Raw genomic sequence first — 15630 nt, 5'->3', positions numbered from 1 at the left:
ACAGGCGCGGCGGTCGCTGACCATGGTGTTTGTTCGCAACAACGCAAAAAGACACGGGCTGCTCGGCGCCGTCGCCGCCCCGTTCGAGGTCCTGAAAGACCGGATCAGGCAACTCTACGAAGGCGACACGTTCGGCTGCATCAAATTCCGCTACGCCTTGCTCGTGCTCGACATCGTCACGGTCCTGTTCATCATTGCGACGTCGTTCCTGCCGCGCAACAGGGTCATCGAGTCGCTCGATGTCGTGTTCGGTGTGCTGATCCTTGCGGACTTCTCGGCACGGATGATCATCAGTCGTCAGCCGCTGCATGACCTCGCGCGGCTTTCGACCTGGACCGATATCGTCGTGATCATTTCCTTCCTGGCGCCGCTCGCCGGAGAAGCCGGCGGCTTCCTGCGTGCATTTCGAACATTGCGGCTGCTGCGCGACTATCAGATGGTGGCGCGGCTCCGGGTCGACAGCGCCTTCTTCCGCCGAAACGAGGAGGTCGTCTTCGCCGTCGCGAACCTGGGCGTGTTCATCTTCGTGATGACGGGGATCGTCTACGAGACCCAGAAGTCCCACAACCACCAGATCGCATCACCTTGCCCGGCACCGTCGGGCGCCTGATCACCGTCGTCATCATGATCTTTGGCGTGACCCTGTTCCTGAATCTCGCCAAAGCCCTGCTCGCGCCCTCAAAGGTGCGCTTTCCCTGCCCGGTCTGTGCCCTCCAGCGCCATGACGTCGACGCGGTGCATTGCAAGGCTTGCGGGACCGTATTGAACATTCCCGACGAGGGGATGGACTAGGCTGCAGCGGCGCTTGCCACGAAGGGCTTCCCTCGCCCCGCAGCGGGAGCGCACCTGCGGAGCGAGCACGGACTGACGATAGAGCTAGCGGCAAGGTCCTGCTGCAGGCATTACTACGGAACGCTGCCGCCCCGGGCGCGTTGGAAGGCCGAGCTCTAGCCTCGGTCTTGCTTCGGACGCGGTAGGTGCAGTTTCCCGGAGCATCTCACGCCCAAGAGCGGGCTGACCGAGCAGGTTGAACAATGAGGGTCTGCGGAACGATGCGGGCCGGTTTGTTCATCGCATTGATTGCAGCGGCCTGGCTCGGCGGACAGGTCCAGAACTGCCTCGCGCAAAAGCCGCCACCCGCGTCTCCGAGCGATTCCACGAAGGCGTCTCCGAGAAAGGAAGCCATCCCCAGGAAGCAAACGGGACGATCTGCGGACCCGTACACGGTGGGATTCGTAACCGGTACGCCGCAATGCACTGAATTCGCGATCGCTCAGGACATTGCGACCACGCTCGCTACCGGCCAAGAGACCGGCCCTCATGGCGAGGTCGCCTTGCGGGTTCTGCCCATCGTGGGAAACGGCGGTATTCGTAACGTCCTTGATGTGCTCACGCTCGCTGGTGCCGACGTGGCGATCGCCCCTGTCGTCCTTGTCGATCGGCTGCGGGAGACAAGGACCTTCGGAGATATCTCCGACAGGCTGACCTACATTGCCCCGCTCCATATCGAAGAGTTCCATCTTCTCGCGCGACCGGAGATCGGAAGTCTGACGGAGCTGGCGGAAAAGAGGGTCAATCTCGGGGAAGACGGCAGTGCCAGCGCTATCCTCGGCCGCGAAGTGTTCAACCGTCTGGGCGTCAAGATCAGCGAGTCGAACTTGGGACCGGAGGCTGCGCTGGATGGACTGAGGAAGGGAGCTCTCTCCGCAGCTCTGTTAGTGTCAGGAAAGCCGGTGAGCTTCCTGACGCAGGTCTCGCAGCTCGATGGTATTCGCCTCCTGCCCATCCCCTACTCCAAAGAGCTGCTGCAACAAGATTATCTGCCATCGACGCTTCGCCATCAGGACTACCCGAATATCATCACGGCCGAAGCAAGCGTCGACACTGTCGCGATTAAATCCGCTCTGTTCGCCTACAACTGGCCGATCGGCAGCGAGCGATATCGGTTGCTGGATTTGTTCGTCCAGACATTGTTCACGCGCTTTCCCGAATTTCTCGGCGACGCGCATCATCCCAAATGGCGCGAGGTGAACCTGGCCGCGCTGCTCCCCGGATGGCGACGATTCCGACCGGCAGAGCGGTGGCTCCAGCAGCAATCAGGCGGCGAGGCCGCGCTTCGCAAGGCGTTCGGCCGGTTCCTCGAGGGAAAACCAACAGCCAATCCGCCAGACCGCGAAGAATTGTTCCAGGATTTCCTGCGCTGGAGAGAACGCAATCCCGCCAAGTGAGCAGGCTTTGACAAACAAAACCTCGGGAGGGATCCGATGCGCAAAGCGCTGGTGAGCGCAACCCTCGTCGCGTTGCTCGCCTTGATCGCCGATGTGAGGCGTCCCGCCGCCCAATTTGACCCCTTCTTGCCGCAGGCGCCGCAAACGTTCGCGCCGGGCACCGCACCACCGGCCGACAATGTCGAGCAAACCAGGACAGTCCCCCATCGAAGCAGCCGGGTGCACAGAAAGCACGAAGTCGTTCGTCCGCCGCCAAATCAGCGGGAGGTCGCGGAAAAAAACGGATACAAGCGGGTCAGCGATCTCGTGACCTTCCCGAAGTTCTTTCCGGGCCTTGGCATCATCTTCGTCAAGCCCGACACTTTGCCGCTGGGGCCATTCCTGTGCTTCGATCGCAGGGATCGTCTGATCGCGACCGTGTACATGGTCCCCAACAAGGACATCGACGATCACAAGTCATTGGAGGGGGCGGGGTCAGCGCGGCCTGTTGATCACGTCAGCTTCTACTTCAATCCCGGTCACCCCGGCGTGGACGTGCCGCATTACCATGTGGTGCTCTGGCATGTGACCAAGAAACAGGAAGCGCGCGTTGCAAAATGACGACGCGCGACTGTGGTGCGTCGTTGAAGCCGGGCGCTTGGCCCGGCCGCAGAAATTCCCAGGAGTTGACGAGCGCGTACCCTACCGCTTCTTCCAGTCGATGATCCGGCTCGGGTCGGCGTCGAACTCCATGCTGCAGAACGTGCCGCCCTGGAAATAATCGCCGACCGGGTCCGGCTTCAGCTTGGCCTGCTCGGCCATCGCGTGCTCGCGGAAATCTTCGGCGCGTCCCGTGGGACGATAGCCGAACTCGTAGGCGCGATGGTTGTCCCACCAGGCGCGCTCGTTCAGCGAAGCGCCGTAGAACACCTCGAAATGGATGTCGGGATGTTCGAGCCCGATGCGGCAGAGCTGCACGAGGTCGTCGGGCTTGAGCCAGATCGAGAGCCGGCGCTGGTCGAGCGGCATGTCGCCGAAATTGCCGATGCGCAGGCAAGTCACCTTCAGCCCGTGCTTGTCGGCGTAGAGCGCGCCGACCGCCTCGCCGAACACCTTGCTGACGCCATAGCGCCCGTCGGGACGCGGGGTGACGTCGGTGCCGATCTTGTGGTGGCGCGGATAGAAGCCGACGGCGTGGTTCGACGAGGCGAACACGACGCGCTTGACGCCCTTGCGATAGGCGGCCTCGAACAGATTGTAGCCGCCGATGATGTTGGCCTGGAGGATCTGGTCCCAGGTGCCTTCGACCGAATAGCCGCCGAAATGGATGATGCCGTCGACGCCCTCGCAGATCGCCTCACACTGCGCGAGATCGGCGAGATCTGCCGCCTTGAACTTCTCGTCCGCGCCGAGATCGGCCGGCGGCTTGATGTCGGAGAGCAGGAGATCAGGATAGATTGGCGGCAGCAATTTTCGCAGGCTCGTGCCGATTCCGCCCGAAGCTCCCGTCATCAAAATACGCGGCATGTTGTCCCTCGCCGTTAGTGACCGTGACCGATTTGCGGTCACGTGTCTCTAATGATAGCAGGATTGTCCAGAGGGAACGAAACGAGAGAACCGACATGAATGAGGCATCGTCCCACTCCCAGGATTCCAGCCAAGATATCCGCCAAGGCTGGCGGCCGGCGACCTATTACCCCGATCCGGCGATCAAGGCGCTTGATCCTCGTTTCGAAAAATACTGGCTGAAACTGTCGGCGGTGGAACGGATTGCGACCGGGCTGCGCTGGGCCGAAGGTCCGGTGTGGGTCGGCGACGGGCGTTATTTGCTGTGCAGCGACATCCCCAATCAGCGCATCCTCAAATGGGAAGAGGAGACCGGGGCGGTTTCGGTCTTCCGAAAACCCTCGAATTTCGCCAACGGCAATACGCGCGACCGCCAGGGCCGGCTCGTGACCTGCGAGCATGGCGGGCGCCGCGTGACCCGCACCGAATATGACGGCAGCATCACCGTGCTGATGGATCAATTCAATGGCAAGCGGTTGAACTCGCCGAACGATGTCGTTGTTAAATCGGACGGCTCGATCTGGTTCACCGATCCGATCTTCGGCATCCTCGGCAATTACGAGGGCTACAAGTCCGAGCCCGAGATCGACATGAACGTCTACAGGCTCGACCCGGAGACCCGCAAAGCCACCGTCGTCGCCGAGGGTGTGCTCGGGCCGAACGGGCTTGCCTTCTCGCCGGACGAGAAAATCCTCTACCTCATCGAATCCCGCGGCGTGCCGACCCGCAAGATTCTCGCCTATGACGTCTCGCCTTCCGGTGACAAGCTTTCGAACAAGCGCGTCTTCGTCGATGCCGGCCCCGGCACGCCGGACGGTTTCCGCGTCGACATCGACGGCAATCTTTGGTGCGGCTGGGGCATGGGTGATCCCGAGCTCGACGGCGTCGTGGTGTTCGCGCCCGACGGCGTCATGATCGGCCGCATCGCGCTGCCCGAGCGATGCGCGAACGTCTGCTTCGGCGGTGTCAAGCGCAACCGCCTGTTCATGGCGGCGAGCCAGTCGATCTACGCGCTGTATGTGAACACGCAGGGGGCGCTCGGCGGCTAGCGCTGCACTCGTAGGGTGGGCAAAGCGCAAGCGTGCCCACCACTTCTTATTTGTCGCGCGAGATCGTGGGCACGTCGCTGCGCTCCTTTGCCCACCCTACGGCACTCCCTTCCGTCATTGCGAACGAAGCGAAGCAATCCAGACTGCCTCCGCGGCAAGATTCTGGATTACTTCGTCGCTTGCGCTCCTCGCAATGACGACGGAGCGAAAAGAAAAACGCCGGAGCAGTTGCCCGCTCCGGCGTCGTGATCGTCCAATCGCTAAAGCTTACGCCGCGTTGAAGCCGGCGACGGCCTTCACCTCGAGGAAGTCCTCGAGGCCGTACTTGCCCCACTCGCGGCCGTTGCCGGACTGCTTGTAGCCGCCGAACGGCGCGGTGCGGTCGTTGGGCACGCCCTGGAGGTTGACGTTGCCGGCGCGGATCTGGCGGCCGACGCGCTTGGCGTCCTCGACCGTCGCGCCCGAGACGTAGCCGGCAAGACCGTACGGCGTGTCGTTGGCGATCTGCACGGCGTCGGCTTCGTTCTTGGCGCCGAGGATGGTCAGCACCGGTCCAAAAATCTCTTCGCGGGCGATCGTCATCTCGGGGGTGACGTCGGCGAAGATGGTCGGACGGACATAGAAGCCCTTGTTGACGCCTTCGGGCAGGCCGGGGCCGCCGGCGACGAGGGTTGCGCCCTCGTCGATGCCCTTCTTGATCAGCGCCTGGATCTTGTCCCACTGGCCGCGGTTGACGACCGGGCCGATGGTGGTGCCTTCGCCGCGGGGATCGCCCGCCTTGGTCTTGTCGGCGACGGCCTTCGCGATCGCGGCGACTTCCTTCATCTTGGACAGCGGCACGATCATGCGCGAGGGCGCGTTGCAGGACTGGCCGGAGTTGTTGAACATGTGCATCACGCCGCCGGTCACCGCCTTCGTGAGGTCGGCGCCTTCGAGGATGACGTTCGGCGACTTGCCGCCGAGCTCCTGGCTGACGCGCTTCACGGTCGGCGCGGCGCGCTTGGCCACATCGATGCCGGCACGGGTCGAGCCGGTGAAGGAGATCATGTCGATGTCGGGGTGCTCGCTCATGGCGGCGCCGACCTCGGGGCCGAGGCCGTTGACGAGGTTGAACACGCCCTTCGGCACGCCGGCTTCATGGAGGATTTCCGCGAAGATCAGCGCTGAGGTCGGGGTGAACTCCGACGGCTTCAGGATCATGGTGCAGCCGGCGGCAAGCGCAGGCGCGACCTTGCAGGCGATCTGGTTGAGCGGCCAGTTCCAGGGCGTGATCATGCCGACCACGCCGATCGGCTCGCGCAGCACCATGGCGGTGCCGACCGGTTCCTCGAAATGATAGTTCTTGAGCACGTCAAGCGTGGTCATGAGATGGCCGAGGCCGGCGCCGGCCTGGAGTTTTTCGGCCATCGGCAGCGGCGCGCCCATTTCGTCGGAAACGGCGGCGCCGATCTCCTTGAGACGGCCCTTGTAGATCTCGATCACTTTGGTGAGCAGCGCAACGCGCTCTTCACGGCTGGTCTGGGAGAAGGTTGCAAAGGCGCGCTTGGCGGCGGCAACCGCCTTGTCCACGTCAGCCTTGGAGCCCAGCGCAACCTCGTACATCGCCTCTTCCGTCGCGGGATTGACCACGGCGGTGGACTTCTTGACGGCGGGATCGACCCAGGCGCCGTCGATGTAGAATTGCATGCGATTGACCATCTTTGACCTCTTCTTGAGAGCTTGGAGGGGGCGTTTCGGCAGGCATCCTTGCACGAAAGCGCCAGCAGTTGAACCCGCCATATGCGGGGCCAGCGTTGTGGCGGACGGAGATTATATGAGCCGATGGCGGGAACGTGGCAAGTGTGGCGCAGCCGTCATTCCGGGGCGCGGCAAAGCCGCGAGCCCGGAATCCATTTCACCACCTGTACCGAGGCCCGATGGATTCCGGGCTCGACGCTACGCGTCGCCCAGGAATGACAACTACACCGCCATCTTCCGATGCAGCACCGGCGCGCCGGTGGTGAGGCTTTCGGCCGCATCGATGATCGCGTTCGCGTCGATGCCGTAGTGGCGGTAGAGGTCGGCGATGCTTCCGGTCTGGCCGAACTGCTCGACGCCGAGCGCCTCGACGCGATGGCCGCGGACACTGCCGAGCCAGCCGAGCGCGGAGGGATGGCCGTCGATCACGGTCACAATGCCGCAGTCGCGCGGCAGCGGCGCCAGCAGCTTTTCGATGTGGCTGAGATGCTGCACGCCGCGCCGATCGCGCCGCAATCTTCGCGCGGCGGTCCAACCCGCATGGAGACGGTCGGCAGAGGTGATCGCAAGCAGGCCGATGTCGCGCCGGCTCTCGCCGATGAAGCCGGTCGCCTCGATCGCTTCAGGGGCGACCGCGCCGGTATAGGCGATCACGACCTCGGCATTCGGGCCCGGCTTGCGCAGCCAATAGGCGCCGTCGGTGATGCCTTGTTGCAGCTCCGGCGTCATGATCCGCTGCGCCTGCTCGATGCTGCGCGTCGATAGCCGCAGATAGACCGAGCCGCCCTCACCCGGATCGCGCTGCATGTGCTGGAAGCCCCAACCCATGATCACGGCGAGCTCGTCGACGAAGGCCGGCTCGAACGAAGCGAGCCCGTCCTGCGCCATGCCGATCAAGGGCGTTGCGATCGACTGGTGCGCGCCGCCCTCGGGCGCCAGCGTGATGCCGGAGGGAGTCGCCGCAACCATGAAGCGCGCATCCTGGTAGCAGGCATAGTTCAGCGCATCGAGGCCGCGCTCGATGAAGGGATCGTAGAGCGTACCGACCGGCAGCAGCCGCTCGCCGTTGATCTGGTGCGACAGGCCGAGCGCCGAGAGCATGATGAACAGGTTCATCTCGGCAATGCCGAGCTCGAGATGCTGGCCTTTTGGCGAGAAGTCCCAGTTGAACGTGGACGGAATTTTCTCGCTGCGGAATAAATCGGCCTTCTCGGCGCGCGCGAACAGGCCGCGGCGGTTCACCCAGGGGCCGAGATTGGTCGACACCGTGACGTCGGGCGAAGTCGTGACGATGCGGCTGGCGAGCTCGCTGTCGCCGCGCGCGATCTCGTTCAGCACGAGGCCGAAGCCCTGCTGGGTCGACATCTGCGGCGACGGCTTGAAGGCGAGCGGGGCGGGCACCTCGACCACGGGCGCGGTCAGCCGGCGTCCGTCCTGGTTGAACGGCACGCGCGCGAGGAAGGCGTCGAGCTCGGCGGCGTCCTGCGCGAGGCCCTCATACTTGTCCCATTCGTGGCCGGGGCGGATGTTCTGGCTCTCGCGATACTTCTCCATCTGCGCGACCGTCATCAGGCCGGCGTGGTTGTCTTTGTGGCCCTGGAACGGCAGGCCGACGCCCTTGATGGTGTAGGCGATGAAGCAGACCGGGCGGTCGTGATCGATGGATTCGAACGCCTCCAGCATGCTCGCCATGTCGTGGCCGCCGAGGTTCGACATCAGCGCCAGCAGCTCCTCGTCGCTGCGCTTGTCGATCAGCTTCGTGATCGGCCCCTGGTCGCCGATCTCGTCGTGCAGATGTTTGCGGAAGGCCGCGCCGCCCTGGAAGCACAGCGCGGCGTAGAGCGCGTTCGGGCAATTGTCGATCCAGCGCTTCAGCGCCTCGCCGCCCGGCTCGGCGAAAGCTTCGCGCATCAGCCGGCCGTATTTCACGATGACGACGTCCCAGCCAAAATTGCGGAACATGGTCTCGAACTTCTCCCAGAGCCCCTCGCGCACGACGGCATCGAGCGACTGGCGGTTATAGTCCACCACCCACCAGGTGTTGCGCAGGCCGTGCTTCCAGCCCTCGGCGAGCGCCTCCCAGATATTGCCCTCATCCATCTCGGCGTCGCCGACGAGGGCAATCATCCGCCCTTCGCGGCGATCCTTCGCCCAGCCATGCGCCTTGACGTAGTCCTGCACCAGCGAGGAGAACAGCGTCTGCGCAACGCCAAGGCCGACCGAGCCGGTGGAGAAGTCGACGTCGTCGACGTCCTTGGTGCGCGAGGGATAGGACTGCGCGCCCTTGAAGCCGCGGAAATTCTCCAGCTTCTCGCGGCTCTGCCGGCCGAACAGGTACTGGATGGCGTGGAACACCGGGCTCGCATGCGGCTTCACCGCGACGCGATCCTCTGGCCTGAGCACGCTGAAATACAGCGCCGACATGATGGTCGCGAGCGAGGCCGAGGAGGCCTGGTGGCCGCCAACCTTGAGGCCGTCCGCATTGGGGCGGATGTGGTTGGCGTGGTGGATGGTCCATGACGACAGCCACAGCGCCTTGCGAGCGAGGGCAGTCAATGTGTCGAGACGGGCGGAATCAACGGGCATGGGCAATGCTCCCGGAAATCATCCCTCATGATACGCCTGCGAGAAGCGCCAAACTTCTCAATTTTTCGCGCCATACCTGCCGATATTGGGATATTTTACCAATCAATTGCCTCCAGAAGCAGGTTCCATCCCAATGCCCGACCTCGACGCCATCGACCGCAAGATTCTCGCGCTGCTCCAGACCGACAGCCGGCTGACCATGCAGGAGCTCGCCGACAAGGTCGGGCTCTCGGTCTCGCCCTGCCATCGTCGGGTGAAATTGCTGGAGGAGCGCGGCGTCATCTCGCGCTATATCGCCACCGTGGACCAGAAGGCGCTCGGGCTGCACGTCAGCGTGTTCATCTCGATCAAGCTGGCGCGGCAGAAGGAGGAGGACCTCAACCGCTTCGCCCGCGCCATCTCGAAATGGGACGAGGTGCTGGAGTGCTATCTGATGACCGGCAACCGCGACTACCTGCTGCGGGTGGTGGCGGCCGACCTCGCCTCCTACGAGACGTTCCTGAAGACCAAGCTGACCCGGCTCGACGGCATCGCCTCGATCGAGTCCAGCTTCGCGCTCAGCCAGGTGAAATATTCGATCGCGCTGCCGGTCTGACAGCAGGGCTGCCGGGCCGTATCAGGGCCCATTCCACCCAGGGCGGGCGGCCCGGCCGCCAATGTCACATTGCCGCAATAAACCCCGCCGATGGTCGCGGGCGAGAAGGCACCTGAGCCGAAAGAAGGACCACCATGACTGCATCCGACCGCACCTCCGAAACCGCCAAACGCGAGCGCATCATTCAGGAGATGGCCGACGATCTCGACGAGGAGCTGGAGATGGAGCTGGATGATGCCCGTCTCGACGAGCTGCTGGACGAGACCGACATGCTCAATCCGACGGTCGACCGCAAGCTCTATTTCCGCGAGCTGCTCCGCCTCCAGGGCGAGCTTGTCAAGCTGCAGGACTGGGTGCAGAGCGAGAAGAAGAAGGTCGTGGTACTGTTCGAGGGCCGCGATTCCGCCGGCAAGGGCGGCGTCATCAAGCGCATCACCCAGCGCCTCAATCCCCGCATCTGCCGCGTCGCGGCGCTCCCCGCCCCGAGCGAGCGCGAGCGTACGCAATGGTACTTCCAGCGCTATGTGGCGCACCTGCCGGCCGGCGGCGAGATGGTGCTGTTTGACCGCAGCTGGTACAACCGCGCCGGCGTCGAGCGCGTGATGGGCTTCTGCACCGACGAGCAGTACCAGGAGTTCTTCAAGACCGTGCCGGAGTTCGAGCGGATGCTGATCCGCTCCGGCATCATCCTGGTCAAATACTGGTTCTCGATCACCGACGACACGCAGCAGTTCCGCTTCACCATGCGCATCCGCGACCCTCTGAAGCAATGGAAGCTGAGCCCGATGGACGTCGAGGCCCGCACCCGCTGGGAGGCGTACACCAAGGCCAAGGAGACCATGCTGGAGCACACGCATCTGCCGGACTCTCCGTGGTGGATCGTCGATGCCGTGGACAAGAAGCGCGCCCGGCTCAACTGCATCGCGCATCTGCTCGACCAGATCCCGTACCAGGAAGTGGCGCGCGTGCCGGTGGTGCTGCCGGATCGCGTGCGCAATCCCGACTATCACCGCGGCCCGATTCCGCCGGAGATGTACGTGCCGGCGAAATACTGACGGCGCCTGCCGCTAAAGCGCGATGAGATTGGGATGAATCGTCATCGCGCTTTAGATTGTTGCTTGAGCATGATCTTTTCGGAAAACCGCGGCGCACTTTTCCGGATCATGCTTTAGCGGCGGACCGGCTTTTCGGACGAGGACAGCGTGATGCCCGTGCCGAGCGATCTGAGCGTGACCAGGGATTCGACCCGCCGCCGCGCTCGCCTCAGCCCGTGGCTCGCGCTGGCGAGCGCGCTGTCCGTGCTGACGGTTGCGCTCGCCCTGTCCTATTGGGCCTGGCAGCCGGCGACGCTGCGCATCGCCGTCGGTCCTGCCGGCAGCGACGACCAGACACTCATCGCGGCGCTGGCGAAGGCGTTCGACGCCAAGGCCGGCGCGATACGCCTTGTCCCGATCGAGACCGACGGCACGCTGCAAAGTCTCAATTTGCTCGGCACCGGCAAGGCGGATCTTGCGGTGGCGCGCGGCGATCTCGCAATGCCGGCCGAGACCAATTCGGTTGCGATCCTGCGGCGGAATTTCGTGGTGCTGTGGGCGCCGACGGGGCGCAAGGGCGCAGCGCGGTCCAAGGTCACCGAGATCGCATCGCTCAGCGGGCGCCGCATCGGCGTCGTCGGCCTCGGCGATGCCAATGTCGACGTGCTGCGCGTCATCCTGGCGGAATCAGGCGTCAACCCGCAGAAGGTGACGATCACCCAGTTTGGCACCGACCGCATCTCCGAGATGACCCAGGATGCCGCGCTCGACGCCTTCATGATGGTGGGGGCGCTCGACGACAAGGTCATCGCCAGCACGATCGCCACGACCGCGCGGCTGCGCGGCGAGCCCAAATTCCTGTCCGTCGACGTTTCCGACGCGATCGCCGAGCGGCACCCGCTCTATGAGTCCGAGGAGATTCCGGCGAGCGCATTTGCCACGACGCCGCAGCGGCCCGACGACAAGATCGACACCATCGCCGTCAATCAGTTGATCGTCGCGCCCGCGTCATTGTCCGAGGACACGGTCGGCGCCTTCACCCGCGAGCTGTTCGCGGTCCGGCCGTCACTCGCGAAGGATTTGCCCGGCGCCAGCCACATCCAGAAGCCCGACACCGACAAGGATGCCGCGCTGCCGGCCCATCCGGGCGCTGCCGCCTATATCGACGGCAACGAGCGCAGCTTCATGGACAAGTACAGCGACTACATCTGGGGTGCGGTGCTGCTGCTCTCCGGCCTCGGCTCGGTCGCCGCGTGGCTGCGGCATTATCTCAGGCGCGAGGAGCGCAGCCTGAACGCGCTGCATCGCGACCGCCTGCTGACGGCAATCTCCAGCGTGCGCGAGGCGACCTCGCTGGACGACCTCGCGGCGATGCAGGGCGCCGCCGACGAGATTTTGCGCGAGACACTCGCCTGTCACGAGGACGGCGCCATCGAGGACGGCGACCTCGCCGCGTTCGGCCTCGTGCTGGCGCAGTTCCACCAGGCCATCGTCGACCGCCGCGCCGTGATCGCGGAGGCGCCCGCAAAGCCGGGCGGCGGCGCGCTTCAGCCGGTGCCTATCTCCACGGCTGCACGATGATCTTGGTATGCGCCTCGGGATTGGCGAGGTCGGCGAACGCCTTGGCGACGCCGTCGATGCCGACCTCGGCGGTCACCATCGCTGCGGCATCCACCTGCCCTTCCGCGATCAGGCGCAGCGACGCGGCGAACTCGTCCGGCGTGTAGCCGAGCACGTACTGGACGTTCAGCTCCTTCATGATGCCGAGCATGGGCTCGTTTCTGTCGCTCTCCATGCAGACGCCGACAACGACGATCCTGGCATCGCGCGGCGCGCCTTCGAACACCTGCTGGAGCAAGCCGGGCACGCCGACGCATTCGAAGATGATCGCGGGCTTGAGCGCCGGCAGCATGGCCTGGAACGGTGGCCGCGCGGCTTTCTCCGCCTCCGACATCTGGGCGTGCTCGGCCCAGGTCGCATAGGGCTGCGACACCCTGGGATCGACCACGACGTCCGCACCGAGCTTTGCGGCAAGCGCGCGCCGCGCCGGCGAATAGTCGGCGGCGATGATCGGGTGCAGGCCCTTGATCTTCAGCGCCGCGATCACCGCGAGACCGACCGGGCCACAACCGATCACCAGCGGCACCTCGCCGCTCCCGATATTCGCCTTCGCCACGGCGTGAACGCCGACCGCGAGCGGCTCGGTCAGCGCGGCATGTTCCGGCGCAAGACCATTGGGCACTTCGAGCAGGAGCGGCTCGCTCAAGATCATCTGTTCCGCATAGCCGCCGACGAAGTCGTTGGAATAGCCGATGCCCTTGATGCCCTCCGCTGTCAGCAGCGCGGGCAGCGAGCAGACATGCGTGCCCGGCTTGAGCTTGCGCGCGGAGCCGGGGCCGTAGTCGACGATCTCGCAGCAGAACTCGTGGCCGAACACGACGTCGCGCGAAAGATCCATCGGCGTACGCCCAGTCCTCTTCGCCATCTCCACCATGCGAGGAGCGTGCTGACGCGCGTGCAGGTCGGAGCCGCAGATGCCGCAGGCGAGCGTCTTGACCAGCACCTGGCCGGGGCCCGGCGTCGGCTCCGCCATCCGGCCGACGACAATCTCACCGTTCCTGAAAATCGCAGCGCGCATCCGGCCCCTCCCCTGTCGTTGGAGCCGTTGATAGCACGTCTCAGGACGCGCGGACTTGCGTCAGGGGTTCGGGGAACGCTCTTCCAGCACCAGGAGCTGGGCGCGGCGGATGCGCTCGCGATGGGCGATGTAAAGACCGCTGGCGACGATGAAGGCGGCACCGGTGACGGTCCAGACATCAGGGACTTCGCCGAACAGGAAGAAGCCCAAAATGCTGACCCAGAGCAGCTGCGTGTAGGAGAACGGCGCCAGCACGGAGGCGTCGCCATAGCGATAGGCCAGCACCACGATCCACTGGCCGACGGTGGAAGCAACACCGATGACGATGCCGAGCCCGATCGCAGTCCAGCTCGGCGTGACCCAGACGAACGGCACCATCAGGCTGAGGATGGCAACGCCGGTGAGCGCGGAATACGCCATGGTGGTGAGCACGGCTTCGCGCCCGCTCATCATCCGCGTCAGGATCAGCGCGGCCGCCCAGCAGAATGCCGAGACGATCGGGAAGAACGCGGCGACGTGGAACGCGCTCGAGCCTGGGCGCAGGATGATCATCACGCCCATCAAGCCGATCGCGGTCGCGATCCAGCGGCGCATGCCGACCTTCTCGCTCAGGAAGATGATCGAGAGCGCGGTGACGAACAGCGGCGAGACGAAGCCGGTGGCGGAGGCTTCCGCGATGGGAAGAAAGCGAAGGCCCGTGATGAAGAACAGCGAGGAGCCGAGCAGCGCCGCGCCGCGCATCAATTGAAGGCCGAGCCGGTCGGTGTGCATCGCATGCAGCGGCGAGCCCGGCAGCATCACCGGCGTGAACATCAGCGCGAAGGTGACGAAGCGGATCCAGGTGATCTCGATCGACGGCAGGCTCGACGAGAGGTATTTCGCAGTGACGTCGGAGCAGCCGAGAAACACCGTCGACAGCAGCACCAGCGCGATGCCCTTGAAGGGATGATCGACGCGCGCAGGCGCGCGGCGAGCCTCCTGCTTCTTCTCCGGCACGGAAGGCATGGGAATACTGTCGAGCCTTGCGGCTGCGGCGGGCGGCGGGGTCACGGCTGGAACCTGGGAAAACGACGATTCGGGAACGATCGTAAAAAACGACAAAAGCGCCGCTTTCACAACTTCCGAAAACAGGATGCCGATATGCGCTCACGTCCGCGCGCGTCAATACTCCATTAATAATGGGGGGTTGTGCGCTACAACATGGGCAGGCTGCGCGGCTTCGGACCGCGCGGAAACGCCGCATCGAGCGCCGAAATCTCCTCTTTCGTCAGCACGAGATCGCCGGCAGCCGCATTTTCGCCGGCATGTTCCGCGGACGAAGCCTTCGGAATCGCGAACACCGTAGTCACACGGGTGAGGAAGCTCAGCGCGACCTGACGCGGTGTCGCACGACGTGCCTCCGCGATGCGCGCGAGCACTGCGCCGCCCTTGCTGCGCGCATCCGGGAAATCATCGTGGCCGAACGGCGAATAGGCCACCACGGCGACGCCGTGCTGCTCGCACCACGGGATTACCGCATGCTCGATCGCGCGCTCCTTGAGGTGATAGAGCACCTGATTGCAGGCGATGCGGCCCGCGCCGGAGACGTCGAGAATGTCGTCGAGATCGTCGGCGTCGAAATTGGAGACGCCCCAGGATTTGATCTTGCCTGATGTCACCAGTTCCTCGAATGCGGCGACGGTGTCCTCCAGCGGATAGGAGCCGCGCCAGTGCAGGAGATAGCAGTCGAGGCGATCGGTCTTCAGCCGCTTCAGCGAGCGTTCGCAGGCGGTGATGGTGCCGCGGCGCGAGGCGTTGCTCGGCAGCACCTTCGACACCAGGAACACCTCGTCGCGCCGGCCCGCGATCGCGTCGGCAATGACGAGTTCGGCATCGCCATACATCTCGGCGGTGTCGATATGCGTCATGCCAAGATCGAGCCCGCGCTGCAGCGCCGCGATCGCGCGCTTGCGATCGCCATGGTCGAGATACCATGTGCCCTGCCCGATCACGGAGACATTGGCGCCGGTCTTGCCGAAAGGTTTTGTGTTCATGTTTGTCTCCGAACTCCGGTGTTTCTTCCCCCTCTCCCCGTTCTTACGGGGAGAGGGTTGGGGTGAGGGGCAGCTTCCGCAATCAAGGTAGCAGTTGGACTCGTGGAGAGTCCCCCTCACCCGCATTTGCGCTTCGCGCAACTGCGGCCTCTCCCCGCACGCGGGGAGAGGCGAAAAGCCGCGCG

At 64.5% G+C, this 15630-nt stretch carries 12 protein-coding genes and 1 pseudogene; 7 read left to right on the top strand and 6 right to left on the bottom strand.

Going from position 1 to position 15630, the window contains the following annotated elements:
- Window positions 1-22 precede the first annotated feature (22 nt).
- The 3 genes and pseudogenes from WN72_RS15030 (at window position 23) to WN72_RS15020 (ending at window position 2828) form a co-directional block, all read left to right on the top strand.
- Window positions 23-792: pseudogene (locus tag WN72_RS15030) on the top strand (ion transporter).
- A 272-nt stretch (window positions 793-1064) separates the two neighbouring features.
- A complete protein-coding gene (locus WN72_RS15025; RefSeq protein WP_244553721.1) occupies window positions 1065-2228 on the top strand; it encodes a TAXI family TRAP transporter solute-binding subunit in 1164 nt (387 codons plus the stop codon).
- Between the two features lie 36 nt (window positions 2229-2264).
- The gene (locus tag WN72_RS15020; RefSeq protein WP_027558513.1) at window positions 2265-2828 is read left to right on the top strand and encodes a hypothetical protein; all 564 of its coding nucleotides are present in this window, start codon (window positions 2265-2267) and stop codon (window positions 2826-2828) included.
- An 81-nt stretch (window positions 2829-2909) separates the two neighbouring features.
- Here WN72_RS15020 and WN72_RS15015 read toward each other — a convergent pair whose 3' ends face one another.
- Window positions 2910-3734 carry an NAD-dependent epimerase/dehydratase family protein gene (locus WN72_RS15015; RefSeq protein ID WP_027558512.1) on the bottom strand — a complete coding sequence of 275 codons (825 nt, stop codon included), beginning with the start codon at window positions 3732-3734 and terminating at the stop codon, window positions 2910-2912.
- A 95-nt stretch (window positions 3735-3829) separates the two neighbouring features.
- Between WN72_RS15015 and WN72_RS15010 the strand changes: the two genes are divergently transcribed.
- Window positions 3830-4822, top strand: a complete 993-nt coding sequence (locus WN72_RS15010; protein WP_092214855.1) for an SMP-30/gluconolactonase/LRE family protein — start codon at window positions 3830-3832, stop codon at window positions 4820-4822.
- Window positions 4823-5089: 267 nt separating this feature from the next.
- On the opposite strand, the gene WN72_RS15005 is transcribed toward WN72_RS15010, so the two are convergent.
- Both WN72_RS15005 and WN72_RS15000 read right to left on the bottom strand, forming a co-directional pair.
- A complete protein-coding gene (locus WN72_RS15005; RefSeq protein WP_027558510.1) occupies window positions 5090-6520 on the bottom strand; it encodes an aldehyde dehydrogenase family protein in 1431 nt (476 codons plus the stop codon).
- Window positions 6521-6781: 261 nt separating this feature from the next.
- Window positions 6782-9145 carry a transketolase gene (locus WN72_RS15000; RefSeq protein WP_092214852.1) on the bottom strand — a complete coding sequence of 788 codons (2364 nt, stop codon included), beginning with the start codon at window positions 9143-9145 and terminating at the stop codon, window positions 6782-6784.
- A gap of 133 nt (window positions 9146-9278) precedes the next feature.
- On the opposite strand from WN72_RS15000, the gene WN72_RS14995 reads away from it, so the two are divergent.
- The 3 genes from WN72_RS14995 to WN72_RS14985 all read left to right on the top strand — a co-directional run bounded on the left by WN72_RS14995 (window position 9279) and on the right by WN72_RS14985 (window position 12355).
- Entirely contained in the window at window positions 9279-9740 is a 462-nt protein-coding gene (locus tag WN72_RS14995) for an Lrp/AsnC family transcriptional regulator (protein WP_027558508.1), read from the top strand.
- 134 nt (window positions 9741-9874) lie between these two features.
- On the top strand, window positions 9875-10795 hold the full coding sequence (gene ppk2, locus WN72_RS14990) for a polyphosphate kinase 2 (protein WP_092214849.1): 921 nt from the start codon (window positions 9875-9877) through the stop codon (window positions 10793-10795).
- A 150-nt stretch (window positions 10796-10945) separates the two neighbouring features.
- Window positions 10946-12355 (top strand): TAXI family TRAP transporter solute-binding subunit, encoded by a 1410-nt coding sequence (locus WN72_RS14985; RefSeq protein ID WP_092214845.1) that lies wholly within the window; start codon window positions 10946-10948, stop codon window positions 12353-12355.
- On the opposite strand, the gene WN72_RS14980 is transcribed toward WN72_RS14985, so the two are convergent.
- From WN72_RS14980 to WN72_RS14970, 3 genes are all read right to left on the bottom strand, one after another.
- The gene (locus tag WN72_RS14980; RefSeq protein ID WP_092214842.1) at window positions 12333-13412 is read right to left on the bottom strand and encodes a zinc-binding dehydrogenase; all 1080 of its coding nucleotides are present in this window, start codon (window positions 13410-13412) and stop codon (window positions 12333-12335) included. The two genes, WN72_RS14985 and WN72_RS14980, sit on opposite strands and share 23 nt — an antisense overlap.
- 60 nt (window positions 13413-13472) lie before the next feature.
- A complete protein-coding gene (locus tag WN72_RS14975; RefSeq protein ID WP_027558505.1) occupies window positions 13473-14417 on the bottom strand; it encodes a DMT family transporter in 945 nt (314 codons plus the stop codon).
- A gap of 188 nt (window positions 14418-14605) precedes the next feature.
- Entirely contained in the window at window positions 14606-15445 is an 840-nt protein-coding gene (locus WN72_RS14970; protein ID WP_092214839.1) for an aldo/keto reductase, read from the bottom strand.
- Window positions 15446-15630: the final 185 nt, after the last annotated feature.

This window comes from Bradyrhizobium arachidis (assembly GCF_015291705.1).
Lineage (GTDB): Bacteria > Pseudomonadota > Alphaproteobacteria > Rhizobiales > Xanthobacteraceae > Bradyrhizobium > Bradyrhizobium arachidis.
The sequence above is the reverse complement of the archived record's forward strand: the minus strand, read 5'-3'. Positions and strand labels throughout refer to the sequence as shown.

Excerpts from the sequence above, each read along its gene's own strand:
- WN72_RS15020 (WP_027558513.1), top strand. The coding sequence starts at position 2,265 with ATGCGCAAAGCGCTGGTGAGCGCAACCCTCGTCGCGTTGCTCGCCTTG.
- WN72_RS15015 (WP_027558512.1), bottom strand. The coding sequence starts at position 3,734 with ATGCCGCGTATTTTGATGACGGGAGCTTCGGGCGGAATCGGCACGAGC.
- WN72_RS15010 (WP_092214855.1), top strand. The coding sequence starts at position 3,830 with ATGAATGAGGCATCGTCCCACTCCCAGGATTCCAGCCAAGATATCCGC.
- WN72_RS15005 (WP_027558510.1), bottom strand. The coding sequence starts at position 6,520 with ATGGTCAATCGCATGCAATTCTACATCGACGGCGCCTGGGTCGATCCC.
- WN72_RS15000 (WP_092214852.1), bottom strand. The coding sequence starts at position 9,145 with ATGCCCGTTGATTCCGCCCGTCTCGACACATTGACTGCCCTCGCTCGC.
- WN72_RS14995 (WP_027558508.1), top strand. The coding sequence starts at position 9,279 with ATGCCCGACCTCGACGCCATCGACCGCAAGATTCTCGCGCTGCTCCAG.
- ppk2 (WP_092214849.1), top strand. The coding sequence starts at position 9,875 with ATGACTGCATCCGACCGCACCTCCGAAACCGCCAAACGCGAGCGCATC.
- WN72_RS14985 (WP_092214845.1), top strand. The coding sequence starts at position 10,946 with ATGCCCGTGCCGAGCGATCTGAGCGTGACCAGGGATTCGACCCGCCGC.
- WN72_RS14980 (WP_092214842.1), bottom strand. The coding sequence starts at position 13,412 with ATGCGCGCTGCGATTTTCAGGAACGGTGAGATTGTCGTCGGCCGGATG.
- WN72_RS14975 (WP_027558505.1), bottom strand. The coding sequence starts at position 14,417 with ATGCCTTCCGTGCCGGAGAAGAAGCAGGAGGCTCGCCGCGCGCCTGCG.
- WN72_RS14970 (WP_092214839.1), bottom strand. The coding sequence starts at position 15,445 with ATGAACACAAAACCTTTCGGCAAGACCGGCGCCAATGTCTCCGTGATC.